The 21,494-nt window shown below is 71.5% G+C and carries 21 protein-coding genes and 2 riboswitches; of the genes, 13 read left to right on the top strand and 8 right to left on the bottom strand.

Features of this window, described 5'->3' with window-relative positions:
• Nucleotides 1–103: 103 nt before the first annotated feature.
• From clsA to BLS95_RS13250, 9 genes are all read left to right on the top strand, one after another.
• Nucleotides 104–685, top strand: a complete 582-nt coding sequence (gene clsA, locus BLS95_RS13290; protein ID WP_090931248.1) for a cardiolipin synthase ClsA — start codon at nt 104–106, stop codon at nt 683–685.
• 3 nt (nt 686–688) lie between these two features.
• Nucleotides 689–3,193 (top strand): mannose-1-phosphate guanyltransferase, encoded by a 2,505-nt coding sequence (locus BLS95_RS13285; RefSeq protein ID WP_090931247.1) that lies wholly within the window; start codon nt 689–691, stop codon nt 3,191–3,193.
• A 267-nt stretch (nt 3,194–3,460) separates the two neighbouring features.
• On the top strand, nt 3,461–3,973 hold the full coding sequence (locus tag BLS95_RS13280; protein ID WP_090931246.1) for a double zinc ribbon and FHA domain-containing protein: 513 nt from the start codon (nt 3,461–3,463) through the stop codon (nt 3,971–3,973).
• 58 nt (nt 3,974–4,031) lie between these two features.
• Entirely contained in the window at nt 4,032–4,685 is a 654-nt protein-coding gene (ftsR, locus tag BLS95_RS13275; protein ID WP_090931245.1) for a transcriptional regulator FtsR, read from the top strand.
• Nucleotides 4,686–4,814: 129 nt separating this feature from the next.
• Nucleotides 4,815–5,285 carry a bifunctional nuclease family protein gene (locus tag BLS95_RS13270; RefSeq protein WP_090771501.1) on the top strand — a complete coding sequence of 157 codons (471 nt, stop codon included), beginning with the start codon at nt 4,815–4,817 and terminating at the stop codon, nt 5,283–5,285.
• Between the two features lie 147 nt (nt 5,286–5,432).
• Nucleotides 5,433–6,053, top strand: coding sequence for a MerR family transcriptional regulator (locus BLS95_RS13265; RefSeq protein ID WP_090931448.1), 621 nt, complete (start codon nt 5,433–5,435; stop codon nt 6,051–6,053).
• A 93-nt stretch (nt 6,054–6,146) separates the two neighbouring features.
• Nucleotides 6,147–6,246: riboswitch (glycine riboswitch) on the top strand.
• A riboswitch (glycine riboswitch) is annotated at nt 6,247–6,358 on the top strand.
• 54 nt (nt 6,359–6,412) lie between these two features.
• Complete coding sequence (gcvP, locus tag BLS95_RS13260) at nt 6,413–9,238, top strand: aminomethyl-transferring glycine dehydrogenase (RefSeq protein WP_090931244.1); 2,826 nt, start codon at nt 6,413–6,415, stop codon at nt 9,236–9,238.
• A gap of 53 nt (nt 9,239–9,291) precedes the next feature.
• Complete coding sequence (locus BLS95_RS13255) at nt 9,292–9,918, top strand: hypothetical protein (RefSeq protein ID WP_143043687.1); 627 nt, start codon at nt 9,292–9,294, stop codon at nt 9,916–9,918.
• Between the two features lie 49 nt (nt 9,919–9,967).
• Nucleotides 9,968–10,765 (top strand): tetratricopeptide repeat protein, encoded by a 798-nt coding sequence (locus tag BLS95_RS13250; RefSeq protein WP_090931242.1) that lies wholly within the window; start codon nt 9,968–9,970, stop codon nt 10,763–10,765.
• Between the two features lie 60 nt (nt 10,766–10,825).
• On the opposite strand, the gene BLS95_RS13245 is transcribed toward BLS95_RS13250, so the two are convergent.
• The gene (locus BLS95_RS13245) at nt 10,826–11,173 is read right to left on the bottom strand and encodes a hypothetical protein (protein ID WP_090931241.1); all 348 of its coding nucleotides are present in this window, start codon (nt 11,171–11,173) and stop codon (nt 10,826–10,828) included.
• Between the two features lie 90 nt (nt 11,174–11,263).
• Here BLS95_RS13245 and BLS95_RS13240 point away from each other — a divergent pair, with 90 nt between their 5' ends.
• Nucleotides 11,264–11,845, top strand: a complete 582-nt coding sequence (locus tag BLS95_RS13240; protein WP_090931240.1) for an alpha/beta hydrolase family protein — start codon at nt 11,264–11,266, stop codon at nt 11,843–11,845.
• A gap of 38 nt (nt 11,846–11,883) precedes the next feature.
• Here the strand turns inward: BLS95_RS13240 and BLS95_RS13235 are convergent, their stop codons facing one another.
• Together BLS95_RS13235 and BLS95_RS13230 are read right to left on the bottom strand one after the other, a co-directional pair.
• On the bottom strand, nt 11,884–12,075 hold the full coding sequence (locus tag BLS95_RS13235) for a DUF5999 family protein (RefSeq protein ID WP_090931239.1): 192 nt from the start codon (nt 12,073–12,075) through the stop codon (nt 11,884–11,886).
• 202 nt (nt 12,076–12,277) lie between these two features.
• Nucleotides 12,278–12,838 carry a TetR/AcrR family transcriptional regulator gene (locus tag BLS95_RS13230; protein ID WP_176993167.1) on the bottom strand — a complete coding sequence of 187 codons (561 nt, stop codon included), beginning with the start codon at nt 12,836–12,838 and terminating at the stop codon, nt 12,278–12,280.
• A 118-nt stretch (nt 12,839–12,956) separates the two neighbouring features.
• Between BLS95_RS13230 and BLS95_RS13225 the strand changes: the two genes are divergently transcribed.
• Entirely contained in the window at nt 12,957–13,370 is a 414-nt protein-coding gene (locus tag BLS95_RS13225) for a hypothetical protein (protein WP_090931237.1), read from the top strand.
• Nucleotides 13,371–13,565: 195 nt separating this feature from the next.
• Here the strand turns inward: BLS95_RS13225 and BLS95_RS13220 are convergent, their stop codons facing one another.
• The 3 genes from BLS95_RS13220 to BLS95_RS13210 form a co-directional block, all read right to left on the bottom strand.
• Entirely contained in the window at nt 13,566–14,909 is a 1,344-nt protein-coding gene (locus BLS95_RS13220) for an RNA polymerase sigma factor (protein ID WP_090931236.1), read from the bottom strand.
• 178 nt (nt 14,910–15,087) lie between these two features.
• Nucleotides 15,088–15,387: a hypothetical protein gene (locus tag BLS95_RS13215; RefSeq protein ID WP_090931235.1), complete on the bottom strand. Its 300-nt coding sequence runs from the start codon at nt 15,385–15,387 to the stop codon at nt 15,088–15,090.
• Nucleotides 15,388–15,429: 42 nt separating this feature from the next.
• Complete coding sequence (locus tag BLS95_RS13210; protein WP_090931234.1) at nt 15,430–16,578, bottom strand: AMP-binding protein; 1,149 nt, start codon at nt 16,576–16,578, stop codon at nt 15,430–15,432.
• A gap of 89 nt (nt 16,579–16,667) precedes the next feature.
• Here BLS95_RS13210 and BLS95_RS13205 point away from each other — a divergent pair, with 89 nt between their 5' ends.
• Nucleotides 16,668–17,561, top strand: coding sequence for an o-succinylbenzoate synthase (locus BLS95_RS13205; protein ID WP_245765049.1), 894 nt, complete (start codon nt 16,668–16,670; stop codon nt 17,559–17,561).
• Nucleotides 17,558–19,231 (top strand): 2-succinyl-5-enolpyruvyl-6-hydroxy-3-cyclohexene-1-carboxylic-acid synthase, encoded by a 1,674-nt coding sequence (gene menD / locus BLS95_RS13200; protein WP_090931232.1) that lies wholly within the window; start codon nt 17,558–17,560, stop codon nt 19,229–19,231. Before BLS95_RS13205 ends, menD begins: the two co-directional genes overlap by 4 nt.
• 140 nt (nt 19,232–19,371) lie before the next feature.
• Here the strand turns inward: menD and BLS95_RS13195 are convergent, their stop codons facing one another.
• Nucleotides 19,372–20,265, bottom strand: coding sequence for a 5'-3' exonuclease (locus BLS95_RS13195; protein WP_090931447.1), 894 nt, complete (start codon nt 20,263–20,265; stop codon nt 19,372–19,374).
• A 5-nt stretch (nt 20,266–20,270) separates the two neighbouring features.
• The gene (locus BLS95_RS13190) at nt 20,271–21,470 is read right to left on the bottom strand and encodes a PP2C family protein-serine/threonine phosphatase (protein WP_090931231.1); all 1,200 of its coding nucleotides are present in this window, start codon (nt 21,468–21,470) and stop codon (nt 20,271–20,273) included.
• Nucleotides 21,471–21,494: the final 24 nt, after the last annotated feature.

Here is a 21,494-nt window from a genome sequence, read left to right as displayed (position 1 = left end):
GCCCGCCCCCGCCGGGCGGGACGGCAGGGCTGGACGGTCTGGCTGGACGGACAGTTCCGGCGGGCCCGCTGCTGCCGGAGTTCCACGCAGTAGGGTCTGCTCCGTGAGCGATACTTCCGCCGAGGACCGGATCTGGACGGTTCCCAACCTGCTGAGCTTCCTGCGCCTCCTCGGCGTCCCCGTGTTCCTCTGGCTGGTTCTCGGGCCCAAGGCGGACGGCTGGGCCATCGGGGTGCTGGCGGTGGCCGGCTTCACCGACTGGCTGGACGGGAAGATCGCTCGGGCGTTCAACCAGACGAGCAGACTCGGCCGGCTGATCGATCCCGCTGCCGACAAGCTCTACGTGTTCGCCACGATCCTGGCGCTGCTGCTACGCGACGTGATCCCCTGGTGGCTGGTCGCGGTCATCGTCGGACGTGAACTCTTCGTGGCGAGTTTCATCCCCGTACTCCGCAAACACGGATACAAGGCACTCCAGGTTCATTTCCTGGGCAAGGCGGCCATGTTTAATCTCATGTACGCCTTCCCTCTCCTCTTCCTAGCCTCCCACACTGGGTGGTATGCCGAAATAGCACGAATTGTCGGGTGGGCCTTTGCCCTCTGGGGCACGGGTCTGTACTGGTGGGCCGGGGTGCTGTATGTGGTACAGGTGCGCCAACTTGTAGCCGCGGCCAAAAAGGAGTGATCCGTGAAGGCGGTCGTCATGGCAGGCGGAGAGGGAACTCGGCTGCGTCCCATGACCGCCAACCAGCCCAAACCACTACTCCCCGTAGTCAATCGCCCGATCATGGAACACGTGTTACGCCTGCTCAAGCGGCACGGCGTCACCGAGACCGTGGTCACACTGCAGTTCCTGGCCGCGCTCGTGCGCAACTACTTCGGCGACGGCGACGAACTCGGCATGAGCCTCCAGTACGCCACGGAGGACATCCCCCTCGGCACCGCCGGCAGCGTCAAGAACGCGGCGGACCGCCTAAGAGACGATCGATTCCTGGTGATCTCCGGCGACGCCCTGACGGATATCGACTTATCCGACATGATCCGTTTTCACCGCGAAAATTCGGCCCTTGTCACCATCGGCCTGAAACGCGTGCCGAACCCGCTCGAGTTCGGGATCATCATCCTCGACGAGGAGCGCCGCGTTCAGCGCTTCCTGGAGAAGCCCACCTGGGGCCAGGTCTTCTCCGACACCGTCAACACCGGCATCTACGTCATGGAGCCCGAGGTCCTAGACGCCGTGGCCGGCGGCGAGCCCGTGGACTGGTCCTCCGACGTCTTCCCCGCCCTGCTCGACCGCGGCGCCGCCATCTACGGCTACGTGGCCGACGGCTACTGGGAGGACGTCGGCACCCACGGGAGCTACCTCAAGGCCCAGGCCGACGCCCTGTCCGGCAAGGTCGCCCTGGACATCGGCGGTTTCGAGGTCTCACCCGGCGTCTGGGTTGCCGACTCGGCCTCGGTGGACCCCGACGCCGTGCTCAAGGGCCCGCTGCTGATCGGCGACTACGCCAAGGTCGAGGCCGGCGCCGCGCTGCGCGAGTACACCGTACTGGGCAACAACGCCGTCGTCCGCGAGGGCGCCTTCCTGCACCGCGCCGTCGTGCACGACAACGTCTACCTCGGGCCCGGCGCCCACCTGCGCGGCTGCGTCATCGGCAAGAGCACCGACATCATGGCAGGCGCCCGCGTCGAGGAGAACGCCGTCATCGGCGACGAATGCGTCATCGAGGCCGAGGCGTACGTCTCCAGCGGCGTCAAGGTCTACCCCTTCAAGACCATCGAGGCCGGCGCGGTCGTCAACACCAGCGTGATCTGGGAGTCACGCGGCCAGCGCAACCTGTTCGGCCCCCGGGGCATCAGCGGCCTGGTCAACGTCGAGATCACCGCCGAGCTGTGCGTCCGCCTGGCCAGCGCGTACGCCACGACCCTGAAGAAGGGCGAGTACGTCGTCACCTCCCGCGACTGCTCCCTGGCCGCCAGGGCGCTCAAGCGGGCCGTCATCGGCGCCCTGACGGCCGGCGCCATCAACGTGCTCGACCTGGAGGCCGCCCCGCTGCCGGTGGCCCGCTACCACACCGCCAGGGAGTCGGCCGCGGGCGGCATCGCGCTGCGCACCACGCCCGGCGACCCGCAGAGCGTGGACATCATCATCATGGACGGCCGCGGCGCCGACCTGGCCCCGGCGGCCCAGCGCAAGCTGGAGCGGGTCTTCTCCCGCCAGGAGTTCCGCCGTGCCTTCCCCGGCGAGATCGCCGAGCTGGCCTACCCCGCCAGGGCCGTCGAGGACTACACCCACGAACTGCTGCGCCACGTCGGTGTGGGCGACGTCCGGGACATGAAGGTCGTCGTGGACTGCGCCGGGGGCACCTCCTCGCTGGTCCTGCCCACCCTGCTCGGCCGCGTCGGCGTCGAGGTGCTGACCGTCAACGCCCGCCTCGACGACACCTCGCCCACCGAGACGCTGGCCGAGCGCCGCCGCGACCTGCAACGCCTGTCGGAGCTGGTCAGCTCGTCGCGGGCGGCGTTCGGCGTGCGGTTCGACCCGGTCGGCGAGCGCATCGCCCTCGTGGACGAGAAGGGCCAGCTCATCAGCGAGGAACGCGCCCTGCTCGTCGTGCTCGACCTGGTCGCCGCCGAGCGCCAGCGCGGCCGGGTGGCCCTCCCCGTCACCACCACCAGGGTCGCCGAGCAGGTCTGCCGCTTCCACGGCGTGCAGGTGGAGTGGACCTCCACCTCGCTCGACGCCCTCACCTCGGCCGCCGCAGGCCCCGACATGATCTTCGCGGCGGACGGGCGGGGCGGCTTCGTCGTCCCGGAGTTCGGCCCCGCCATCGACGGGCTGGCCACGTTCATGCGCCTGCTCGGGCTGGTCGCCCGCACCCGCCTGTCGCTGAGCCAGATCGACGCCAGGATCCCCGAGGTGAAGCTGCTCCGGCGTACGGTGCCCACGCCCTGGGCGGCCAAGGGCGCCGTCATGCGCTCGGTCATCGAGGCGGCCGAGTCCGAGCCGCCGGGCCGCCGCATCGACACCACCGACGGGGTGCGGGTGGCCCACGACGACGGGAGCTGGGTGCTGGTGCTGCCCGCCGCGGCCGAGCCCGTCACCGACCTGTGGGCCGAGGCCGCCGACATGGACGCCGCCCAGGCCCTGATCGAGCACTGGGCCCGTATCGTGGAGCAGGCCGCAGTCTGAGCCGTCACACAGCGTGACCGGAAAGGTGGAGTTCGCCGATGGTGCGCACGGAATGCCGCAAGATCGTAATGTAGAAACGCGCGGCGGCATGGACCACGGGGCGGGGCGACGGTAACTTTGTCTGCGTCCAAACCAAAGTGCAGCGCCTCGCCTTGACCTTTGCCGCTGATCAGCGTAAGTTGCGGCATTCGCAAACTTGAAAAGCGAAGCGAGGCGCGACCCTGAGCACCGTCGCCGCGTCTTCGCGGTAGGAGGCCGAGCCGATCGATGCCGAGCGTCTACTGCACGCAGTGCGGGCACGCCAACCCCGAGGATGCCCGTTTCTGTTCCCGCTGTGGGTCACCGCTGACCAGACCCGAGGTCGCCGGGGACACCACATCGACGATCTCCGTGGCGGGAATCGAGGCGTACGAGGCTGAGACAGGCGACATGCTCCTGGCCGAGCGGGCGCTCGTGGAGCAGTTGCCGCCCGGCACGGCGCTGCTCACGGTGACCAGGGGCCCCAACCAGGGGAGTCGCTTCCGGCTCGACAAGGAGCTGACCACGACCGGGCGCCACCCGGAGAGCGACATCTTCCTCGACGACATCACGGTCTCCCGCCGCCACGTGGAGTTCTACCGCCACCGCGGCGGCCAGTTCTCGGTGCGCGACGTGGGCAGCCTCAACGGCACCTACGTCAACAGGGAGCGCATCGAGGAGGTTCCCCTGCACTCCGGAGACGAGGTGCAGATCGGCAAGTTCCGCCTCGTGTTCCTGATGCGGGCCCACGCCGGCGCATGAGCGCACGAGCGCGGCAGGCGGCTCCCCCGGGGCTCGTGCGGCTGACGATGGAGGTCGCATGAGCTCTCAGGCGGCACGTTCGCACATGAGCATCGGGGAGGTCCTCGCGCTGCTCCAGGGCGAGTTCCCGGACGTCACCATCTCCAAGATCCGGTTCCTGGAGGGCGAGGGGCTGGTCGAGCCCGAGCGCAGCCCCTCCGGCTACCGTAAGTTCACGCACCTGCACGTGGAGCAGCTCCGCTTCATCCTCACCGAGCAGCGCGACCACTACCTGCCGCTGCGGGTGATCAAGGACAGGATGGCGGAGAGCTTCGGCCGCCCGCGGGCCCTCCAGCAGAAGCAGGAGATCAGGCTCAGCCGGGCCGAGCTGCTGGAGGCCGCCGGGATCGACGAGGAGACCCTGGCCGAGCTGGAGGACTACGGGCTGCTCGCCCCGGTGGCCAGGCGCTACGACGAGGAGGCGCTCAAGGTGGCACGCAGCGTCGGCGCCCTGACCCGCTTCGGCCTGCACGCCCGCCACCTGCGGGCGGTCAAGGCGGCGGCCGAGCGCGAGTGCGGCCTGGTCGAGCAGGCCGTCGCCCCCATACTCAAACGGCGGGCCCCGGGCGCCATCGGGGAGGCCGACGAGGTCGCCAGGGAGATTTCCACTCTCCTGCTCGACCTGCACGCAGCCCTTGTCCGCACGGGTGTCCGGTCCGTCCTGGGGCGCTGAAGAGCGTGACGACCTGGGAGGCGAGGGCACATCCAGGCGCGCGCGGTGTTACGTTGAATTGCAGAAGCCAGTCAGCAGAAGCGAGCAATGAGCTGTGCCGGGTGACCGGTCAGGAATACGGAGCAGCCCGTGTTGCAGATGGAGGTCGTGGGCGTTCGCGTTGAGATGCCCACAAATCAGCCGATCGTCTTGCTCAAGGAGGCACACGGGGAGCGGTTCCTTCCTATATGGATTGGCATGACCGAGGCGACCGCGATCGCCCTGGCCCAGGCGGAGGAGCCACCACCGCGGCCGCTCACCCACGACCTCTTCCGAGACGTGTTGAGCGCCCTGGGCGTCGGCCTGCGGGCGGTCAACATCGTCGCCCTGCGCGATGGCATCTTCTTCGCCGACCTGGTCTTCTCCAACGGCGTGGAGGTGAGCGCGCGCCCGTCCGACTCGATCGCGCTCGCCCTGCGCACCGGGGCGCGCATCTTCGCCAGCGAGGAGGTCGTCCAGGAGGCCGGAGTGATCATCCCCGACGACCAGGAGGACGAGGTGGAGAAGTTCAGGGAGTTCCTTGACACGATCACTCCCGAGGACTTCGGCAGGGCGGGGTAGGTATTTCAGTGCATTTACGCTTCACGACGCGCCGAGCCGGATCGTTGACTGAGCATGGTCACGGTCCTACGGTGCAAGTGAAACCCGCGGTCGCCCTTTATGAACCCCCAGATCAGGCCGTGGGATGAGAGAAAGCCGGAGGTCCGCGTGGCGGTCAGCAGCGGCGAGGGAAAGACGGCCGGCCAGGAAGATCCGGTGCGGCGCGAGAGCGCGCGGCAGCGTGCCGGAGAGCAGGGTCTGCTCTTCGACGAGCAGCCGACGGCGCTGCCGGACGACATCGGATACCGCGGGCCGACGGCCTGCGCGGCGGCCGGCATCACCTACAGGCAGCTCGACTACTGGGCGCGCACGGGTCTCGTGGAGCCCACGATCAGGGCCGCGCACGGCTCCGGCTCCCAGCGGCTCTACAGCTTCCGCGACATCCTGGTGCTCAAGGTCGTCAAGCGGCTCCTCGACACCGGGGTGTCGCTGCAGCAGATCCGTACGGCCGTGCAGCATCTGCGGGACCGCGGGGTCGCCGACCTCGCGCAGATCACGCTCATGAGCGACGGCGTCAGCGTCTACGAGTGCACCTCGGCCGACGAGGTGATCGACCTGCTCCAGGGTGGCCAGGGCGTGTTCGGCATCGCGCTCGGCCGGGTCTGGCGCGAGGTCGAGGGCTCACTCGCGGAGCTGCCGGGGGAACGCGCGGCGGTCGAGGACACCGTCCCGGCCGACCACCCCGCTGACGAGCTCGCCCGGCGGCGCCGTGCGCGCCGGACAGGCTGACCTTCCTTCTTCTGGCTTGCCACCTGTTCCGTGGCGACGTGTGCGCCGTTCAGGTAAAGGGCAGAGCGTAGTAATCTGGACAGGCAAGGCTGACGACCCCGTGCGGGAGAGTCCCCGAGGCCCAAGGTCCACGGGGCGCCGAAGGAGCAACCCTCCCCGGAATCTCTCAGGCATCCTGTACCGCTCGGGCGAGGCAACTCTGGAAAGCAGGCGCGCCCGCCAGGCGTGCCTCACCGACGGTGCAAGCCCTGATCCGGGGTGAAGCTCTCAGGTCGCGACGGTGTCGCGCTGACAGAGGGGGAGATCCGGCACACGCCCGCGCTCTGGCGCCGGTCTCCATAGCCTCGGGAGGCACCTTCATGACCGATCTGTCCGCTCCGCCGTTCTCGTCCAGGCATATCGGGCCGTCGGCCTCCGAGCAGCAGCGCATGCTCGAAGCGGTGGGCTTCGAGTCCGTGGCGGATCTGGTGGCGGTGGCCGTTCCCGAGGCCATCCGGGTCAAGGACCGGCTCAAGCTGCCCGCCGCGGCGAGCGAGGCCGAGGCGATCGCCGAGCTGCGCGCCCTGGCCGGGCGCAATCGGGTGCTGACCTCGATGATCGGCCTGGGCTATTACGACACGGTCACTCCCGCCGTCATCCGCCGCAGCCTGCTGGAGAACCCGGGCTGGTACACCGCCTACACGCCGTACCAGCCGGAGATCTCGCAGGGCCGGCTGGAGGCGCTGCTGAACTTCCAGACGGTCGTCTCCGACCTGACGGGCCTGCCCGTCGCGGGCGCCTCCCTGCTCGACGAGAGCACCGCCGCGGCCGAGGCCATGACGCTGGCCCGGCGCGCGGGCAAGTCCAAGAGCGACGTCTTCCTCGTCGACGCCGACACGCTGCCGCAGACCAAGGCCGTACTGGCCACCCGGGCCGAGCCGCTCGGGATCACGCTGGTGGAGCACACTCTGGACGGCGAGCTGCCCGAGTGCTTCGGCGTGCTCGTGCAGTATCCGGGCGCCTCGGGGCGGCTGCGCGACTTCCGCGCCGTGGCCGCCGCCGCGCATGAGGCCGGCGCTCAGGTCGTGGCCGCCGCCGACCTGCTCGCCCTGACCCTGGTGGCCGCGCCGGGCGAGCTGGGGGCCGACATAGCGATCGGGTCCTCGCAGCGGTTCGGGGTGCCGTTCGGGTTCGGCGGGCCGCACGCCGCGTACATGTCCGTACGCGAGGGCCTGCAGCGCCAGCTCCCCGGCCGCCTGGTGGGCGTGTCGGTGGACGCCGACGGCGACCCCGCCTACCGCCTGGCCCTGCAGACCCGCGAGCAGCACATCCGCCGCGAGAAGGCCACCAGCAACATCTGCACCGCGCAGGTCCTGCTGGCCGTCATCGCCGGCATGTACGCCGTCTACCACGGCCCCGAGGGGCTGCGCGGCATCGCCTGGCGGGTGCACCGGCACGCCGTGGCACTGGCCGGCGGGCTGCTCGAGGCGGGCCTGGAGGTCGTGCACCGCGAGTTCTTCGACACCGTGCTCGTGCGCGTGCCCGGCCGGGCCGCCGCCGTGCTCGCCGCCGCCGCCGAGCGGGGCGTCAACCTGTGGCAGGTGGACGGCGACCACGTGTCGATCTCCTGCGACGAGAAGACCGGGGCCGCCGAGGTGGCCAAGGTGTGGGCGGCGTTCGGCGTCGAGCGGGACGAGGTGAGCCTGGAAGCCGACGCGCTGCCCGCCGGGCTGCTGCGCGAGTCGGACTACCTCACGCACCCCGTCTTCCACGGCCACCGCTCCGAGACCGCGATGCTGCGCTACCTGCGCAAGCTGCAGGACAAGGACATCGCGCTCGACCGGTCGATGATCCCGCTGGGATCGTGCACCATGAAGCTCAACGCGAGCACCGAGATGGAGCCGATCACCTGGCCCGAGTTCGCCGCGATCCACCCCTACGCCCCCGCCGACCAGGCCGCGGGCTACCAGGAGCTGATCGGCACGCTGGAGGGCTGGCTGGCCGAGGTGACCGGCTACGACGCCGTCTCGGTGCAGCCGAACGCGGGCTCGCAGGGCGAGTTCGCCGGGCTGCTGGCCATCCGCGCCTACCACCGGGCCAGGGGCGAGGTCGCGCGCGACGTCTGCCTCATCCCGTCCTCCGCGCACGGCACCAACGCCGCCAGCGCCGTCATGGCGGGCATGCGGGTGGTCGTGGTGGCCTGCGACTCCGACGGGAACGTGGATCTGGCCGACCTCGACGCCAAGATCGAAAAGCATCGTGACCGGCTGGCCGCGATCATGGTGACGTACCCGTCGACGCACGGCGTCTACGAGGAGACGATCACCGAGGTGTGCGCCAAGGTGCACGACGCCGGCGGCCAGGTCTACGTCGACGGGGCCAACCTCAACGCGCTGGTGGGGCTGGCCAGGCCGGGCGAGTTCGGGGCCGACGTGTCCCACCTCAACCTGCACAAGACGTTCTGCATCCCGCACGGCGGCGGCGGTCCCGGCGTGGGCCCGGTGGCGGTGCGCGGCCACCTGGCGCCGTTCCTGCCCGGTCACCCGCTGCACGACGGCTCGGCGGTCGGGCCCGTCTCGGCGGCGCCGCACGGCTCGGCGGGCATCCTGCCGATCTCCTGGGCGTACATCAGGATGATGGGGGCCGACGGGCTCACGGCGGCGACCGAGCAGGCCATCCTGTCGGCCAACTACCTGGCCCGGCGGCTCGCGCCGCACTACCCCGTGCTCTACACCGGGCGCGGCGGGCTGGTCGCCCACGAGTGCATCGTGGACCTGCGGCAGATCACCAAGGAGACCGGCGTCACCGTGGAGGACGTGGCCAAGCGCCTCATCGACTACGGCTTCCACGCCCCGACCATGTCGTTCCCGGTGGCGGGCACGCTCATGATCGAGCCGACCGAGAGCGAGGACCTCGGCGAGCTCGACCGCTTCGTGGACGCGATGATCGCCATCCGGGGCGAGATCTCCAAGGTGGCCTCCGGGGACTACGACCGGACGGACAACCCGCTGCGCAACGCGCCGCACACGGCCGAGGCGGTCAGCGCGGACGAGTGGCGGCACCCGTACTCGCGGTCGGAGGCGGCCTACCCGCTGCCGTCGTTGCGCGACGGGAAATACTGGGTGCCCGTGCGGCGCATCGACCAGGCCTACGGGGATCGCAACCTGGTGTGCTCCTGCCCGCCGCTGGAGGCCTACGAGGACTGAGCGGGGCCCCGGAGGGACGTTCCGATGACCTGTGACCGGCCGTACGGACCGCGGTGTCACCGGGGCGGGTCATCGGGACGGGCAGGCCGATGATGCGCGGCGGTGTGCTGGACGACCTGGTCAAGGGCCAGGTGTGCCTGTTAGGCGGGCTGGGGGTGTGCCTGGCCGTCATGCCGGGCTGCCTGTCCGCCAACTGCGGGATGAGCGACTTCGGCGTGCACTGGCGCACGCTCGTCCCGTATGTGGCCGGGTGCCTCGGCGCGGCCCTCTACACCAACAGGGGGCTGCGGGCGCTCGCGCCCCTGCTGCCGGCGCCGCGGTTCGTCCGGCTGGCCGGTGTCTCCTTTGCGATCCTGCTGACCGGGGTCCTGCTGACGCCCTACACGGTGAGCGACACCGTGCACTGGGTGCACCGGGCCTTCGGGGCGGCGTTATTCCTGCACGAGATGGTGCTGGCGGTGCGGCTGCTGGGGTGGCGGCTGACCGGGCCGCTGCCGGTCGCCGCCCAGGCGGTGGCCGGGGTGGCCGCCGGCGTCTGCGTCGTGCTGGAGAAGGGCCCGCTGGTGGTGGGACAGGCGGTGTTCCAGGTCACGTTCGGCCTGATCGTCATCGGGATGGCGCGCCGGCTGTTCGCGAATCCGGCGCAGACCAGTCCATCGGCGTCAACTGAGCAGACATGATCCCTTTTAGTCGTTAGGCTCGGTGCGACCGCCGCCCCAAGGAGCTCCCTTGACGTTCTCAGAGCTGGAGACCCCGCCCCTGGACACCGCCCGCCGCCTGGCCGAACGCGGTGACCTCGACGGCGCCGCCGCCATCCTCAGCGAGCTGGCCGCCGACCCCGACGGTCCCGACCGGGCCCAGGCCGCCGTCGGGCTCGCCGTGGTGCTGGAAGAACGCGGCGACGTGGAGGCCGCCAGGGCCGCCGCGCGGACCGCGCTGGCCACCGGGCACCCCGAATACGCCGCCCAGGCGGCCTGTCACCTGGCGCAGGGGTTCGAGCGGGAGGGGCGGGCCGAGCAGGCCAGGGCCGCCTGGCAGGCGGTGCTGGGGGTCGGCACGCCCGCGTACGTGCCGCTGGCCCACCTCGCGCTGGCCCGGCTCGCGGTGCGGGCCGGACAGCCGGATGAGGCGGAGCAGGAGCTGCGCGCCGCCATGGCGGCCGGGGACGACCGGCTGGGCACGCACGCGGCCCAGGACCTGGCCGACCTCCTGATCGAGCACGGAGAGCCCGGGGAGGCGGCCGGGGTGCTCATGGACGCGCTGGAGTTCGCTCCGGCCGAGGAGGTGCCGGGGCTGCGGGTGCAGCTCGGGATCGCGCATCTGGAGCTGGCCTGCGCCGAGTTCGCCGAGACCGTGGAGAGCGGGGCGGACCCGCGCACGAGCGCGCTGGCCATCGAGCTGCTGGCGCGCACGCTGCCCCTGCGGGGCCGGATGGAGGACGCGGACCGGGTGTGGTCGTACGGGCTGGAGCACGCGGACGAGACGCTGGCCGCCGAGGTCCGGCTGCGCTTCCAGCGCGACGCCTGACCCGCGCGGCGGAGGCACGTGACCCGCGCGGCGATCAGGGGCGTCTGACAGGCACGGAGGTCAGAGGCGGCGCATGGCGATGGCCACGGCGGCGGCCACGTTGATCACCACGATCGACAGCCAGGTGATCGTCAGCCCCACCAGCCCGGCGTTGCTGGCCGCGATGGCGGTGAGCGGGATGCCGAGGCCCATCGAGCCCAGCGCGATCGGGATCATCGCCGCGCCCGGGGCGGAACGCTTGTGCGGAGCGGGCCCGTGCCGGTCCAGCTCGGCGCGCACGCGGGCGGCGATCGTGGCGTCGAGACGCTCGACGAACGACTCGACGAGCGCGGGTTCGTAGTCGGGACCGAGGTCACGGCGGGCGTCGATCGTGGCCTGGAGATCATCGCGGAGGCGCTTGTCTGGCATACGGATATCATCCACTCCTCCCGCCGCGCCGTCATCCGCCCTGAGAGCTAGGGCGCGCTCCTCCCCAGGTACGGTGCTGGGGTGGAGGTCATGACGCCGCGCGGGCCCGCCCTGGTCGAGATCGACGAGCCCGGCGATCCCCGGCTGCTGCTGGTGCTCACGCACGGCTCGGCCGGGGGAGTGGACGCGCCCGACCTGCTGGCCGTCCGCGCTGCCGCGCTCGATGTGGGGGCCGCCGTGGCCAGGGTGACGCAGGCGTTCAGGGTGGCCGGGGCGCGGGCCCCGGGCTCGGCGCCCCGGCAGGACGAGGCGTGGGAGATCGTCCTGGGCGAGCTGCGTGCCCGGCTGCCGGGCCTGCCGCTGGTGCAGGGCGGGCGGAGCAACGGGGCCAGGGTCTGCTGCCGCACGGCCGAGGCGGTCGGCGCGGCGGCGGTGGTGGCGCTGGCCTTCCCGCTGCACCCGCCGGGGAAGCCGGAACGTTCCAGGGCCGACGAGCTACGCGGTGCCGGGGTGGACGTGCTGGTCGTCAACGGGGACCGCGATCCGTTCGGGATCCCCGACGCCGCCGACGCGGCGCGGCTGGTGGTGCTGCCGGGCGAGGGGCATGATCTGAAGAAGGACCCTGCCCGGGTGGGCGAGGTCGTGGCGGAGTGGATCACCCACTACGCGTAGGCCGGCGGCCACCGGGTGGCGCACCGGGCCTCGACCTTCTAGGCCGCGCCGACCACGGGACGGTGCGGGGCGATGACGGTGCCACTGGGAAGGAGCTCCCCGGTGTCCTCGAACAGGACGACGCCGTTGCAGAGAAGGCTCCACCCCTGCTCCGGGTGGCAGGCGAGGGTGCGTGCCGCCTCGCGGTCAGGCGCCTCGGCATCCGGACAGGCCGGGTCGTGCGGGCACATCGGCGTGCCTCCGATATCTCGTGGGATGCTCCCGTTCTTGAGGGGCGGGAGCCGGCTCGGATTGTTCTATTTGGCAAGTGTGCGACGTATGTCACAGGTTCCGACATAGCCCGTTAGGACTGTTACAGGAGGGTCCCCACGTCGTGTGACCTTCGACACAGCGTGCCTTATGCAGGATAACGGGCCAAGCACGACACGCGCACTACGTTTGCAATCCCTTGAGCAAGGCGTCGAGGCCGCGTTCGAAGTCCAGATCGGCTCTTTCATCACGCCTGACCCACTCGTCTACCTCTGGATCAGCCCATCCGGATTGCTGGACCTCGACTGCCACGCTACCGAACACGAAGGCCCGCAACGCCCGTACGGCCTCCGCCGCAGTCTCCAGGCCCTGCTCGGAGAGCTGTTCGGTCTGCTCCCTGATGGCCAGGGCGGTCGCTCCCTTGGGCGGTTTGGTCAGGGCCAGGGCGAGCACCCCGGGATGGGTGCGCAGCAGCTCCCGGCCGGCCCGGCACCAGGCCTTGGCCGTCTCCTGCCAGGTCGGGGCCTGCTCGACGTGGACCGTGGTGACGTGCTCGGCCAGCGCGTCCATCAGCGCCTCCTTGCCCCGGGGCAGGTGGTGGTAGATGGCCATGGCCTCGACTTGCAGGGCGTCGCCCAGGCGGCGCATGGTGAGCCTGCGCAGCCCCTGGCTGTCGGCGATGTGGAGCGCGGCCTCGAGGATGCGCTCGCGGGAGAGGGGCACGGGCGGTCTCTTGGCGGGCATGGTGATCATCTTACTATGTAAAGGGCCGGGCGCCGGGGCGATTTCCGGCCGTGTCGCCCGACGGCGTACGCTTGGGGGCTGAATGATTGCCGACCGCGTCTGAAGGGGCCTGAAGTCGATGGCGTTTTTCCGTCCGCGGGTGAGCCGGGAGGCCGAGGTTCGCTACCACGCGGACCAGGAGATCTCCAAGGGCTTCCCCGAGTTGCTCGAAAAGGCCAGGCAGGCCGAGCGGACGCTGCGCGAGCTGCGCGCCGCCGCGGCCGACGAGGTCGAGTTGCTGGCCGCCGGGCAGGCGTTCGACGAGGCGCTCACGGACGCGCTGCGGGCCGCCGAGAGCGGGCAGCGGGCCACGTTCGGGGTCAAGTCCTATGACGACCGGATCGCGCGGCGCAAGGCCAAGGCGACGCCCGCGGGGGCGATGTGGACGGCCGAGGTGGAGCGGCTGCGCACGTTGCGCGAGGACAACCGGATGTGGGGGATCCCGCGTGTTCCCCGGCCGGTGACCTCCACCCCGCTGACCAGCGGTCACTGACCCACCGGCACGCACGCTCGGGCCCCGCGAGTCCCTTCCGGCGGGGCGCGGGGTTCCGACGTGAGGGCGTGCCGGGTGGATGAGAAGCCCGGCGCGGTGATGCGCCGGGCGATGCCCCGGTGATGTGCCGGGCAATGTCTCTGATGTGGCAGGCGAAAAGGTGAAGCCCCGGCTGTGAGGCCGGGGCTTTACGGGTTAGCTGGCCCAGTCGAGCAGCGGACGGGTGTTGCTGGGGTGGCGGAGCTTGGAGAGCGACTCCTTCTCCAGTTGGCGGATGCGCTCCCGGGTGAGCCCCAGATACTTGCCGATCTCGTCCAGGGTGTGCGGCTTGCCGTCCACCAGGCCGAAGCGCAGGGCCATGATCTTGGACTCCCGCGGCGACAGGTTGTCCAGGACACCCCGTAGCTGGTCGCCCAGGAGCTGGCGGTCGACGATCTCGGAGGCCTCCGGCGAGTCGACGTCCTCGATGAGGTCGCCGATCGTGGTCTCCCCGTCCTCGCCGATCGTCGCGTTGAGCGAGATCGGCTGGCGGCTCGTCCGCAGCAGCTCCTCGATCTGGTCCGGCGTCCTGTCCAGCTCGACGGCCAGCTCCTCGGGCGTGGGCTCGCGCCCCAGCCGCTGGTGCATGTCACGCTCCACCCGCGACAGCTTCGAGAGCATCTCCAGCACGTGCACGGGCAGCCGGATCGTCCGGGCCGAGTCGGCGAAGCCACGCTGTATGGCCTGCCTGATCCACCACATGGCGTACGTGGAGAACTTGAAGCCCTTGGTGTAGTCGAACTTCTCCACGGCCCTGATCAGTCCCAGGTTGCCCTCCTGGACGACGTCCAGCAGGGACATGCCGCGGTCGGTGTACTTCTTGGCGACCGACACCACCAGCCGGAGGTTGGCCTCCAGCATGTGGTCCTTGGCCTGCCTGCCGTCCTCGACGACCAGGCGCAGCTCGTCCTGGACGGCGGGGGACAGGCCGGGCTCGGTCTCCAGCTTGTACTCGGCGTACAGGCCGGCCTCGATCCGGCGCGCCAGCTCGACCTCCTGGGCGGCGGTGAGCAGCGTGCGGCGGCCGATGGACTTGAGGTAGGTGTGCACCGAGTCGCCCATGGCCGACTGGGTGTCGTCGAGGTCGATCGCCTCGCTCTCAAGCTCGGCGTCCTCGGTGGCGAGCACGAGCTCGTCGGGCACGTCCTCCTCGTGCTCGGGCCGGACCTCGGGAGCGGCCTCCCGCGCGGGGGCGGAGGATTTTGCCTCGGTGGCCTTGCGGCCGGTAGTCTTTGCACGCGAAGACCTCTTCGCGGTGGACGTCTTGTCGCGCTGCGGATTCTTGGGGGCGGTCTTGCTGAGAGACGGCTCGTTCTCGGCAGCCAGACTCACGCCGGCCTCTGACAGCTCACGCAGGATCGTGCGGCCTTCAGAGGGGCTGATGCCGGCTCTGGCGAACGCGTCACGCAGCTCCGCCAGAGATAGGTGACCCTGGGCTCGCCCTCGTTCAAGCAGTTGGTCGAGAGACGTGGGCGGGGTCGCCACGGCGGTTCTGGGCATGAGGACACCTCCTCCGTACGGAGTCGAAGGGATCAAGCAGGTTGTGGTGGGGCGGCATCGAGTCCACGCGGCGCACCAGTATCAATAACGTCATTCGCCGTCATTTGTTCCCGAGTGGGCCGTGAGGTACGAAAAGGGGCGGACCGCCCCATAGACGGAACCGCCCCTTGGGTGTTCTTTATTCCGGCAGCCGGAGCCGATCGGCCGAGGGCATCGGCATGGGCTGAGCATCCTCCATGCGGCTGTTCGTCCAGTATTCGAAGACCTTGGCAGGGTCGGGGTTGACCTCGGTGGACACGACGATGTCGTCGTCGTCGGTCTTGGAGTCCGACGGCCGGGCGGTCGGCGGCGCCTTCTCCACCACGGCGCGGGCCTCCTCCAGCTTGCCCGCCGAGGCGGCCGCGGCGATCGAGACACCGGCGGCGACGATCACGCCGACGACGGCCGCGGATGCCCACATCTTGCGGGTGTGATCCATGCAGGTTCCTCCCTCTCCCCACTATGACGCAGCCGCAACTCGTCAGGTTCCTGCCCTAAGCCGTACGAGATCGGTCTTGCCGTTCGGCAGCAGTGGCAGGCGGGGGACCACGCGCAGGTCGCGCGGGGCGGCGTGAGGCGGAAGCCTGTCGCGGCAAAAAGCCCTCAACTGTGCGAGTGTCGGGGGTGCGTCGGGGTCGGCGGGGACCACTACGGCAGTGACCAGTTCGCCCCATTCGGGATCCGGGACGCCGATCACGGCCGCCTCGGCCACCTCGGGGTGGGTGTCGAGCACGGCGGCCACGGCGGCGGCCACGACCTTCTCGCCGCCGGTGTTGATGACGTCGTCGGCCCTGCCGAGCACCCGGAGCCGGCCGCCGGTCAGCTCGCCGAGGTCGGAGGTGACGAACCAGTCGCCGTCGAACGGGCCGGGCGGCTCCCCGAAGCGGTAGCCGGAGAACAGCACCGGGCCGGAGATCCTGATCAGGCCGTCCGCGCCGATTTTGAGATCTACGTTGTAAAGGGGCCGGCCGTCGTACACGCACCCGCCGCACGTCTCGCTCATCCCGTACGTGGTCACGATCCGCCCGCCGAGATCCCGGGCCTGGTCGAGCAGGCCGGGGCGGGGAGCGGCGCCGCCGAGCAGGATCGTGCGGAACACCGACAGGTCCGCCCCCAGCCTGACCAGCCGGTGGAGCTGGGTGGGCACCAGCGAGACGTGGTCCGCCCCGGACGCCAGGACCGCGTGCGCGTCGAAGCCGGCGTGGATGATCGGCTCGGTCTCGCAGAGCAGGGCGCGCACCAGCACCTGCAGCCCCGAGACGTGGGCGACCGGCAGGCAGCACAACCAGCGGTCGCCCTTGGAGGCCTCGACCCGGCGCAGGGACGCCGCCGCTGAGGCGCGCAGCGCGGTGGCCGAGAGCAGCACGCCCTTGGGCGCGCCGGTGCTGCCGCTGGTGGCGATCACCACCGCCACGTCGTCGGGCACGCCCACGCCGCCGTCCTGGGGCACGCCGTCGACGTGGGTGGGAAGCAGAGCCGCGACGGCGGCCTCGGCGTGGCCGGGGGACAGCGGCAGGACGGCGGGCCCGTCACCCGAGAGCGCCTCACGGACGGCGGTGAACAGCTCGGGTCCCGGAGGCTGCACAATGGCATGCAGCGGACGGTCCGGATGCGACGGGTTCCTCCACATGCTCGTAAGGTTAATGGCGATAGGTCGGACAGATGCGCAGGAGGGTCGTGACGCGTTCTCCCGTGGCCCCCGTGGTGTTCAGGATCCCCATGCGCACGCGGTTCAGGGGGCAGACCGTCAGAGAAGGGGTGCTGCTGCACGGTCCGGCCGGCTGGGGAGAGTTCTCCCCGTTCCCGGAATACGGGCCGCGCGAGTGCGCCCGGTGGCTGGCTTGTGCGCGCGAGGCCGCGTTCGAGGGCTGGCCGGAGCCGGTGCGTGACAGCGTCCCGGTCAACGCGACCGTGCCCGCCGTGGCCCCGGAGCAGGCCCACGACCTCGTGCGGGCGTCGGGGTGCGGCACCGCGAAGGTCAAGGTGGCCGAGCGCGGGCAGACGTTCGACGACGACGTGGCCCGGGTGGAGGCCGTACGCGACGCGCTCGGGCCGGCCGGGCGGCTGCGGGTCGACGTCAACGGCGCGTGGGACGTCGACGAGGCCGTACGGCGGCTGAAGCGGCTCGACCGCTTCGACCTGGAATACGCCGAGCAGCCGTGCGCCACGCTGGAGGAACTGGCGGAGGTGCGGCGGCGGTGCGACGTGCCGATCGCGGCCGACGAGTCGATCCGCCGGGCGGAGGACCCGCTGCGGGTGCGGGCGGCGGAGGCCGCCGACATCGCGGTCGTCAAGGTGCAGCCGCTGGGCGGGGTGCGCGCGGCGCTGCGCGTGGTGGAGGCGTGCGGGCTGCCGGCCGTGGTGTCCAGCGCCGTGGAGACGTCCGTGGGGCTGGCGGCCGGGCTGGCGCTGGCCGCCGCCTTACCGTCGCTGCCCTACGCGTGCGGGCTCGGCACCATGTCGCTGCTGTCGGGCGACGTGGTGGACGACTCGCTGACGCCGGTGGACGGCCGGCTGGCGGTACGACGCCCTTCGGTGAATTATCAGCATTTGTCGGCTTTCGAGATTGAATCTCCACAGTGGCTTCGCCGGATGCAGGAGGCGTCACTTTGAATCCCGCCACCGCGCTGGCCACGGTGCTCGTCGACGAACTCGTGCGCTGCGGCCTGAGCGACGTGGTGCTGGCCCCCGGCTCGCGTTCCGCCCCCCTGGCACTGGCCCTGCACGCCGAGTCGCGGGTGCGCCTGCACGTGCGCATCGACGAGCGGTCGGCCTCGTACCTGGCGTTGGGGCTGGCGCGGCGCTCTGAGCGCCCGGTCGCGCTCATCTGCTCGTCCGGCACCGCCACCGCGAACTTCCACCCGGCCGTGATCGAGGCCGGCGAGTCCGGGGTGCCGCTGCTGGTGCTCACCGCCGACCGCCCGCCCGAGCTGCGCGGCACCGGCGCCAACCAGACCATCGACCAGCTCGGCCTGTACGGCACCGCGACCCGCTGGTTCGCCGAGGTCGGCGTGCCGGAGGACCGCCCGGGCCAGGTGGCCTACTGGCGCTCGCTGGCCTGCCGCGCCTACCAGCGTGCCGCGGGCCCGGCCAACCCCGGCCCGGTGCACCTGAACCTGGCCTTCAGGGAGCCGCTGATCCCCGACGGCGACACCACCTGGTCCGAGCCGCTCGACGGCGCCGAGAGCGGCCCCTGGGTGCGGGCCAGGGTCGCGCCCCCGCCGGTCGCCCTGCACATCCCGCCGACCCGGCGGGGCGTGCTCGTCGTCGGCGACGGCGCGGCCAACGTGCGACGCTACGTGGCCGCCGCGGGCATGGCGGGCTGGCCCGTGCTGTCGGAGCCGAACGGCGGCGGCCGCTACGGCGACCACGCCATCTCCACCTACCATCACCTGCTGAGCACGCCGGAGTTCGCCGAGGCCCACCGGCCCGACGTGGTCGTCACGCTCGGCCGTCCCGGCCTGTCCCGGCCGCTGCTGTCGTGGCTGCGGGGCGCGGGCGAGCACATCGTGGTGGCGCCCGACCTGGACCGCTGGCCCGACCCGACCCGCTCGGCCACGCAGGTGGCGCAGGCGGTGGAGATCCCGGTCGCCTCGGGCGACGACACGTGGCTGCACGCCTGGCGGCAGGCGGACCAGGCGGTCAGGTCGGCGACGGACGAGGTGCTCGACCTGTCGGGCACGAGCGAGCCCCGGCTGGCCAGGGACCTGGTGGACGCGCTGCCGAACGGGGCGCTGCTGTTCTGCGGGTCCTCGATGCCGATCCGCGACCTCGACCAGTCCATGCGGCCCCGGCGCGGCATCAGGCTGATGGCCAACCGGGGCGCCTCCGGCATCGACGGGGTGGTCTCCAGCGCGATGGGCGCGGCCCTGGCCCACAACGGCCCCTCCTACGCGCTCATCGGCGACCTGTCGTTCCTGCACGACCAGAACGGGCTGATCCTCGGGCCCCGCGAGCCCCGGCCCGACCTGTGCTTCGTGGTGGTCAACAACGACGGCGGCGGCATCTTCTCGCTGCTGCCCCAGGCGGCGGTGCGCGATCCGTTCGAACGGGTCTTCGGCACGCCGCACGGGGTGGACCTGGGTTACGTGGCGGCCGCGACGGGGACCCCGTACACGCTGCTGGGTGACATCAGCGAGCTGCCCAAGGCGTTGCGGGGCGAGGGGCCGCGGGTGGTGGAGATGCGCACCGACCGCGAGGAGAACGTCGCCGTGCACGAGCGCCTCCGCGAGGCCGCGCAGGAGGCCGTGCGATCCTACCTGGAGACGCAGACCCAGCCCTAGCGCAGGCCCAGCTTTGGCGCAGGCCGGACTGGCGGTCCGTGCCTCGGTGCCGGCCCCGGTGTCGGTGGCCGGGGTCCCTGGCGGCCGGTCCCGGGCTCGTCGGCCCGGGGTTCCCCGGGCCCGCGTCCGCTCCCCGGGAGTCAGCCGCCCAGGGTTTCGAGGAGGCGGTTGAGGGGGCCGTCGAGGCCGTACCGGTCGGCCAGGTGGACCAGTGCGTCCGGGTCGCGCGGCTTGGCGGGCAGGGTCAGGTCGGTGGCGGGCAGCGGGCAGTCGGAGGCCACCTCGACGACGGCGGGCGCGGCACGCAGGTAGTCGCGGGCGGCGGCCAGCCGGGAGCGGGCACCGGCGGGGAAGCCGCCGGTGACGCCCGCGTCGAGCGCCTCCAGCAGGGCGGCGAGCGAGCCGAACCGGGTGATCAGGGCCGCCGCGGTCTTCTCGCCGACGCCCGGCACGCCGGGCAGGCCGTCGCTGGGGTCGCCGCGCAGGGTCGCGAAGTCGGCGTAGCCGCGGCCGGGGATGCCGTACTTGGCGGTCACGAACGCCTCGTCCACGATCTGCAGGTTGCGGATCCCGCGGGCGGTGTAGAGGACCCGTACGGGGCCGGCGTCGTCCACGAGCTGGAACAGGTCGCGGTCGCCGGTCACGATGTCCACCGCGCCGTCGGCCTGGTGGGTGAGCGTGCCGATCACGTCGTCGGCCTCGTAGCCGGGCGACTCCAGGCGGGCGATGCCGAGGGCGTCGAGCAGCTGCTCGATGACCGCGATCTGCGGGACGAGCGCCTCGGGCACCTGCTCGGTGTCGCCGTGGGCGACGCGGTGGGCCTTGTACGTCGGGATCGCCGCCACCCGGAACGCGGGCCGCCAGTCGGCGTCCATGGTGGCCGCCAGGGCGGTGGGGGAGTGGGAGCGCACCAGGGTGGCGATCATGTCGATGAGGCCGCGTACGGCGTTGACCGGCGAGCCGTCGGGCGCCTTGATCGAGTCGGGGACGCCGAAGAAGGCCCGGAAGTAGAGGGACGGTGTGTCCAGGAGCATGAGCACTAGCCCAGTATGCCCACCGCCAGCACGCACGCGTCGTCTTCCGGGTTCGGGCCGCCGATGTCGGCCAGGAGACGGTCGAGCCCCGCGTCCAGGTCGTGCCCCGGCACGTCGCGGGCCGCTGCCAGGGCCAGGTCCAGGCCGACGTCGATGTCACGGGTGCGCCGCTCCACCAGCCCGTCGGTGAACATCAGCAGCACGTCCCCGGGGTGCAGCCGGGTGGTCGCCAGCTCGTACGGGCGGCCCGAGGTGGCGCCGAGCAGCACGCCCCTGGGCGGGTCGAGCCGCCTCGCGACCCCGTCGCGCACCAGGATGGGCGCCAGGTGACCGGCCTGGCCCCAGGCGAACACCCGCGTCTCCGGGTCCAGATGGCCGATGATCGCGGTGGCGGTGGTGTCCTTGAGCTGGTGCATGACCAGCTCGTTCAGCCAGGCCAGCAGCCGGTTGGCGGGCGTGGCGGTCATGGTGAGGCCGACCAGGGCGTGGCGGAGCTGGGCCATGCGCGCGATCGCGGGCAGGCCGTGCCCGGAGACGTCGCCGATGGCCAGCAGCAGGCGGTCGTCCGGGGTGGGGGCGGCCTCGAACCAGTCGCCGCCGAGGTTCGCGGTCGTCTCGGCGGGCACGTAGCGCACGGCGATCCTGGTGTGCGGCAGGTCCAGGCGGCACGGCGGCTCGGGCAGGATGGCCTCGCGCAGGGCCAGCATGACGTGGCGCTCCTCGGCGGCCTGCTCGCGGGCCTCCAGGAGCTGGCGGCGCGACTCCGACACCATGCGCTCGGCGCGGCGGCGGCCGGTGATGTCCTGGATGACGCCGTGCATGCCGGCCGGGCCGCCGGGGGTCATCAGCGGCTCCAGCACCACCCGGATGTCACGCAGGTCGCCGGAGCACCCGCCGCGCCGGATGCGGAACTCGGCCTGGACCGGCTCCACGCCCTGCACGGCCGACCACAGGAGCCGGTCGAGCGCGCCCACGTCCGCGGGCTCGATGTGCGCGGCCAGCTCGGGCAGCGGGATCGGGCCCTGGGCCGGGGCGCGGCCGAAGATCACGTACACCTGGTCGGACCAGATCGTCTCGCCGCTGTGCAGGTGCCATTCAGCCCACCCCATGTTGCCGAGCCGCTGGGCGTGTGCCAGTCGTATGGCCAGCATCTCGGCGTCACTTTCGTGCCCGAGCAGCTCGGCCGCGCCTATGACGTCGACCATGGTCTCACTCTCAAGCGCAGTGGA

It is taken from the genome of Nonomuraea jiangxiensis (assembly GCF_900099965.1).
Taxonomy (GTDB): domain Bacteria; phylum Actinomycetota; class Actinomycetes; order Streptosporangiales; family Streptosporangiaceae; genus Nonomuraea; species Nonomuraea jiangxiensis.
Note: the sequence above shows the minus strand (reverse complement) of the source record. Positions and strands in the feature narration are given on the sequence as shown.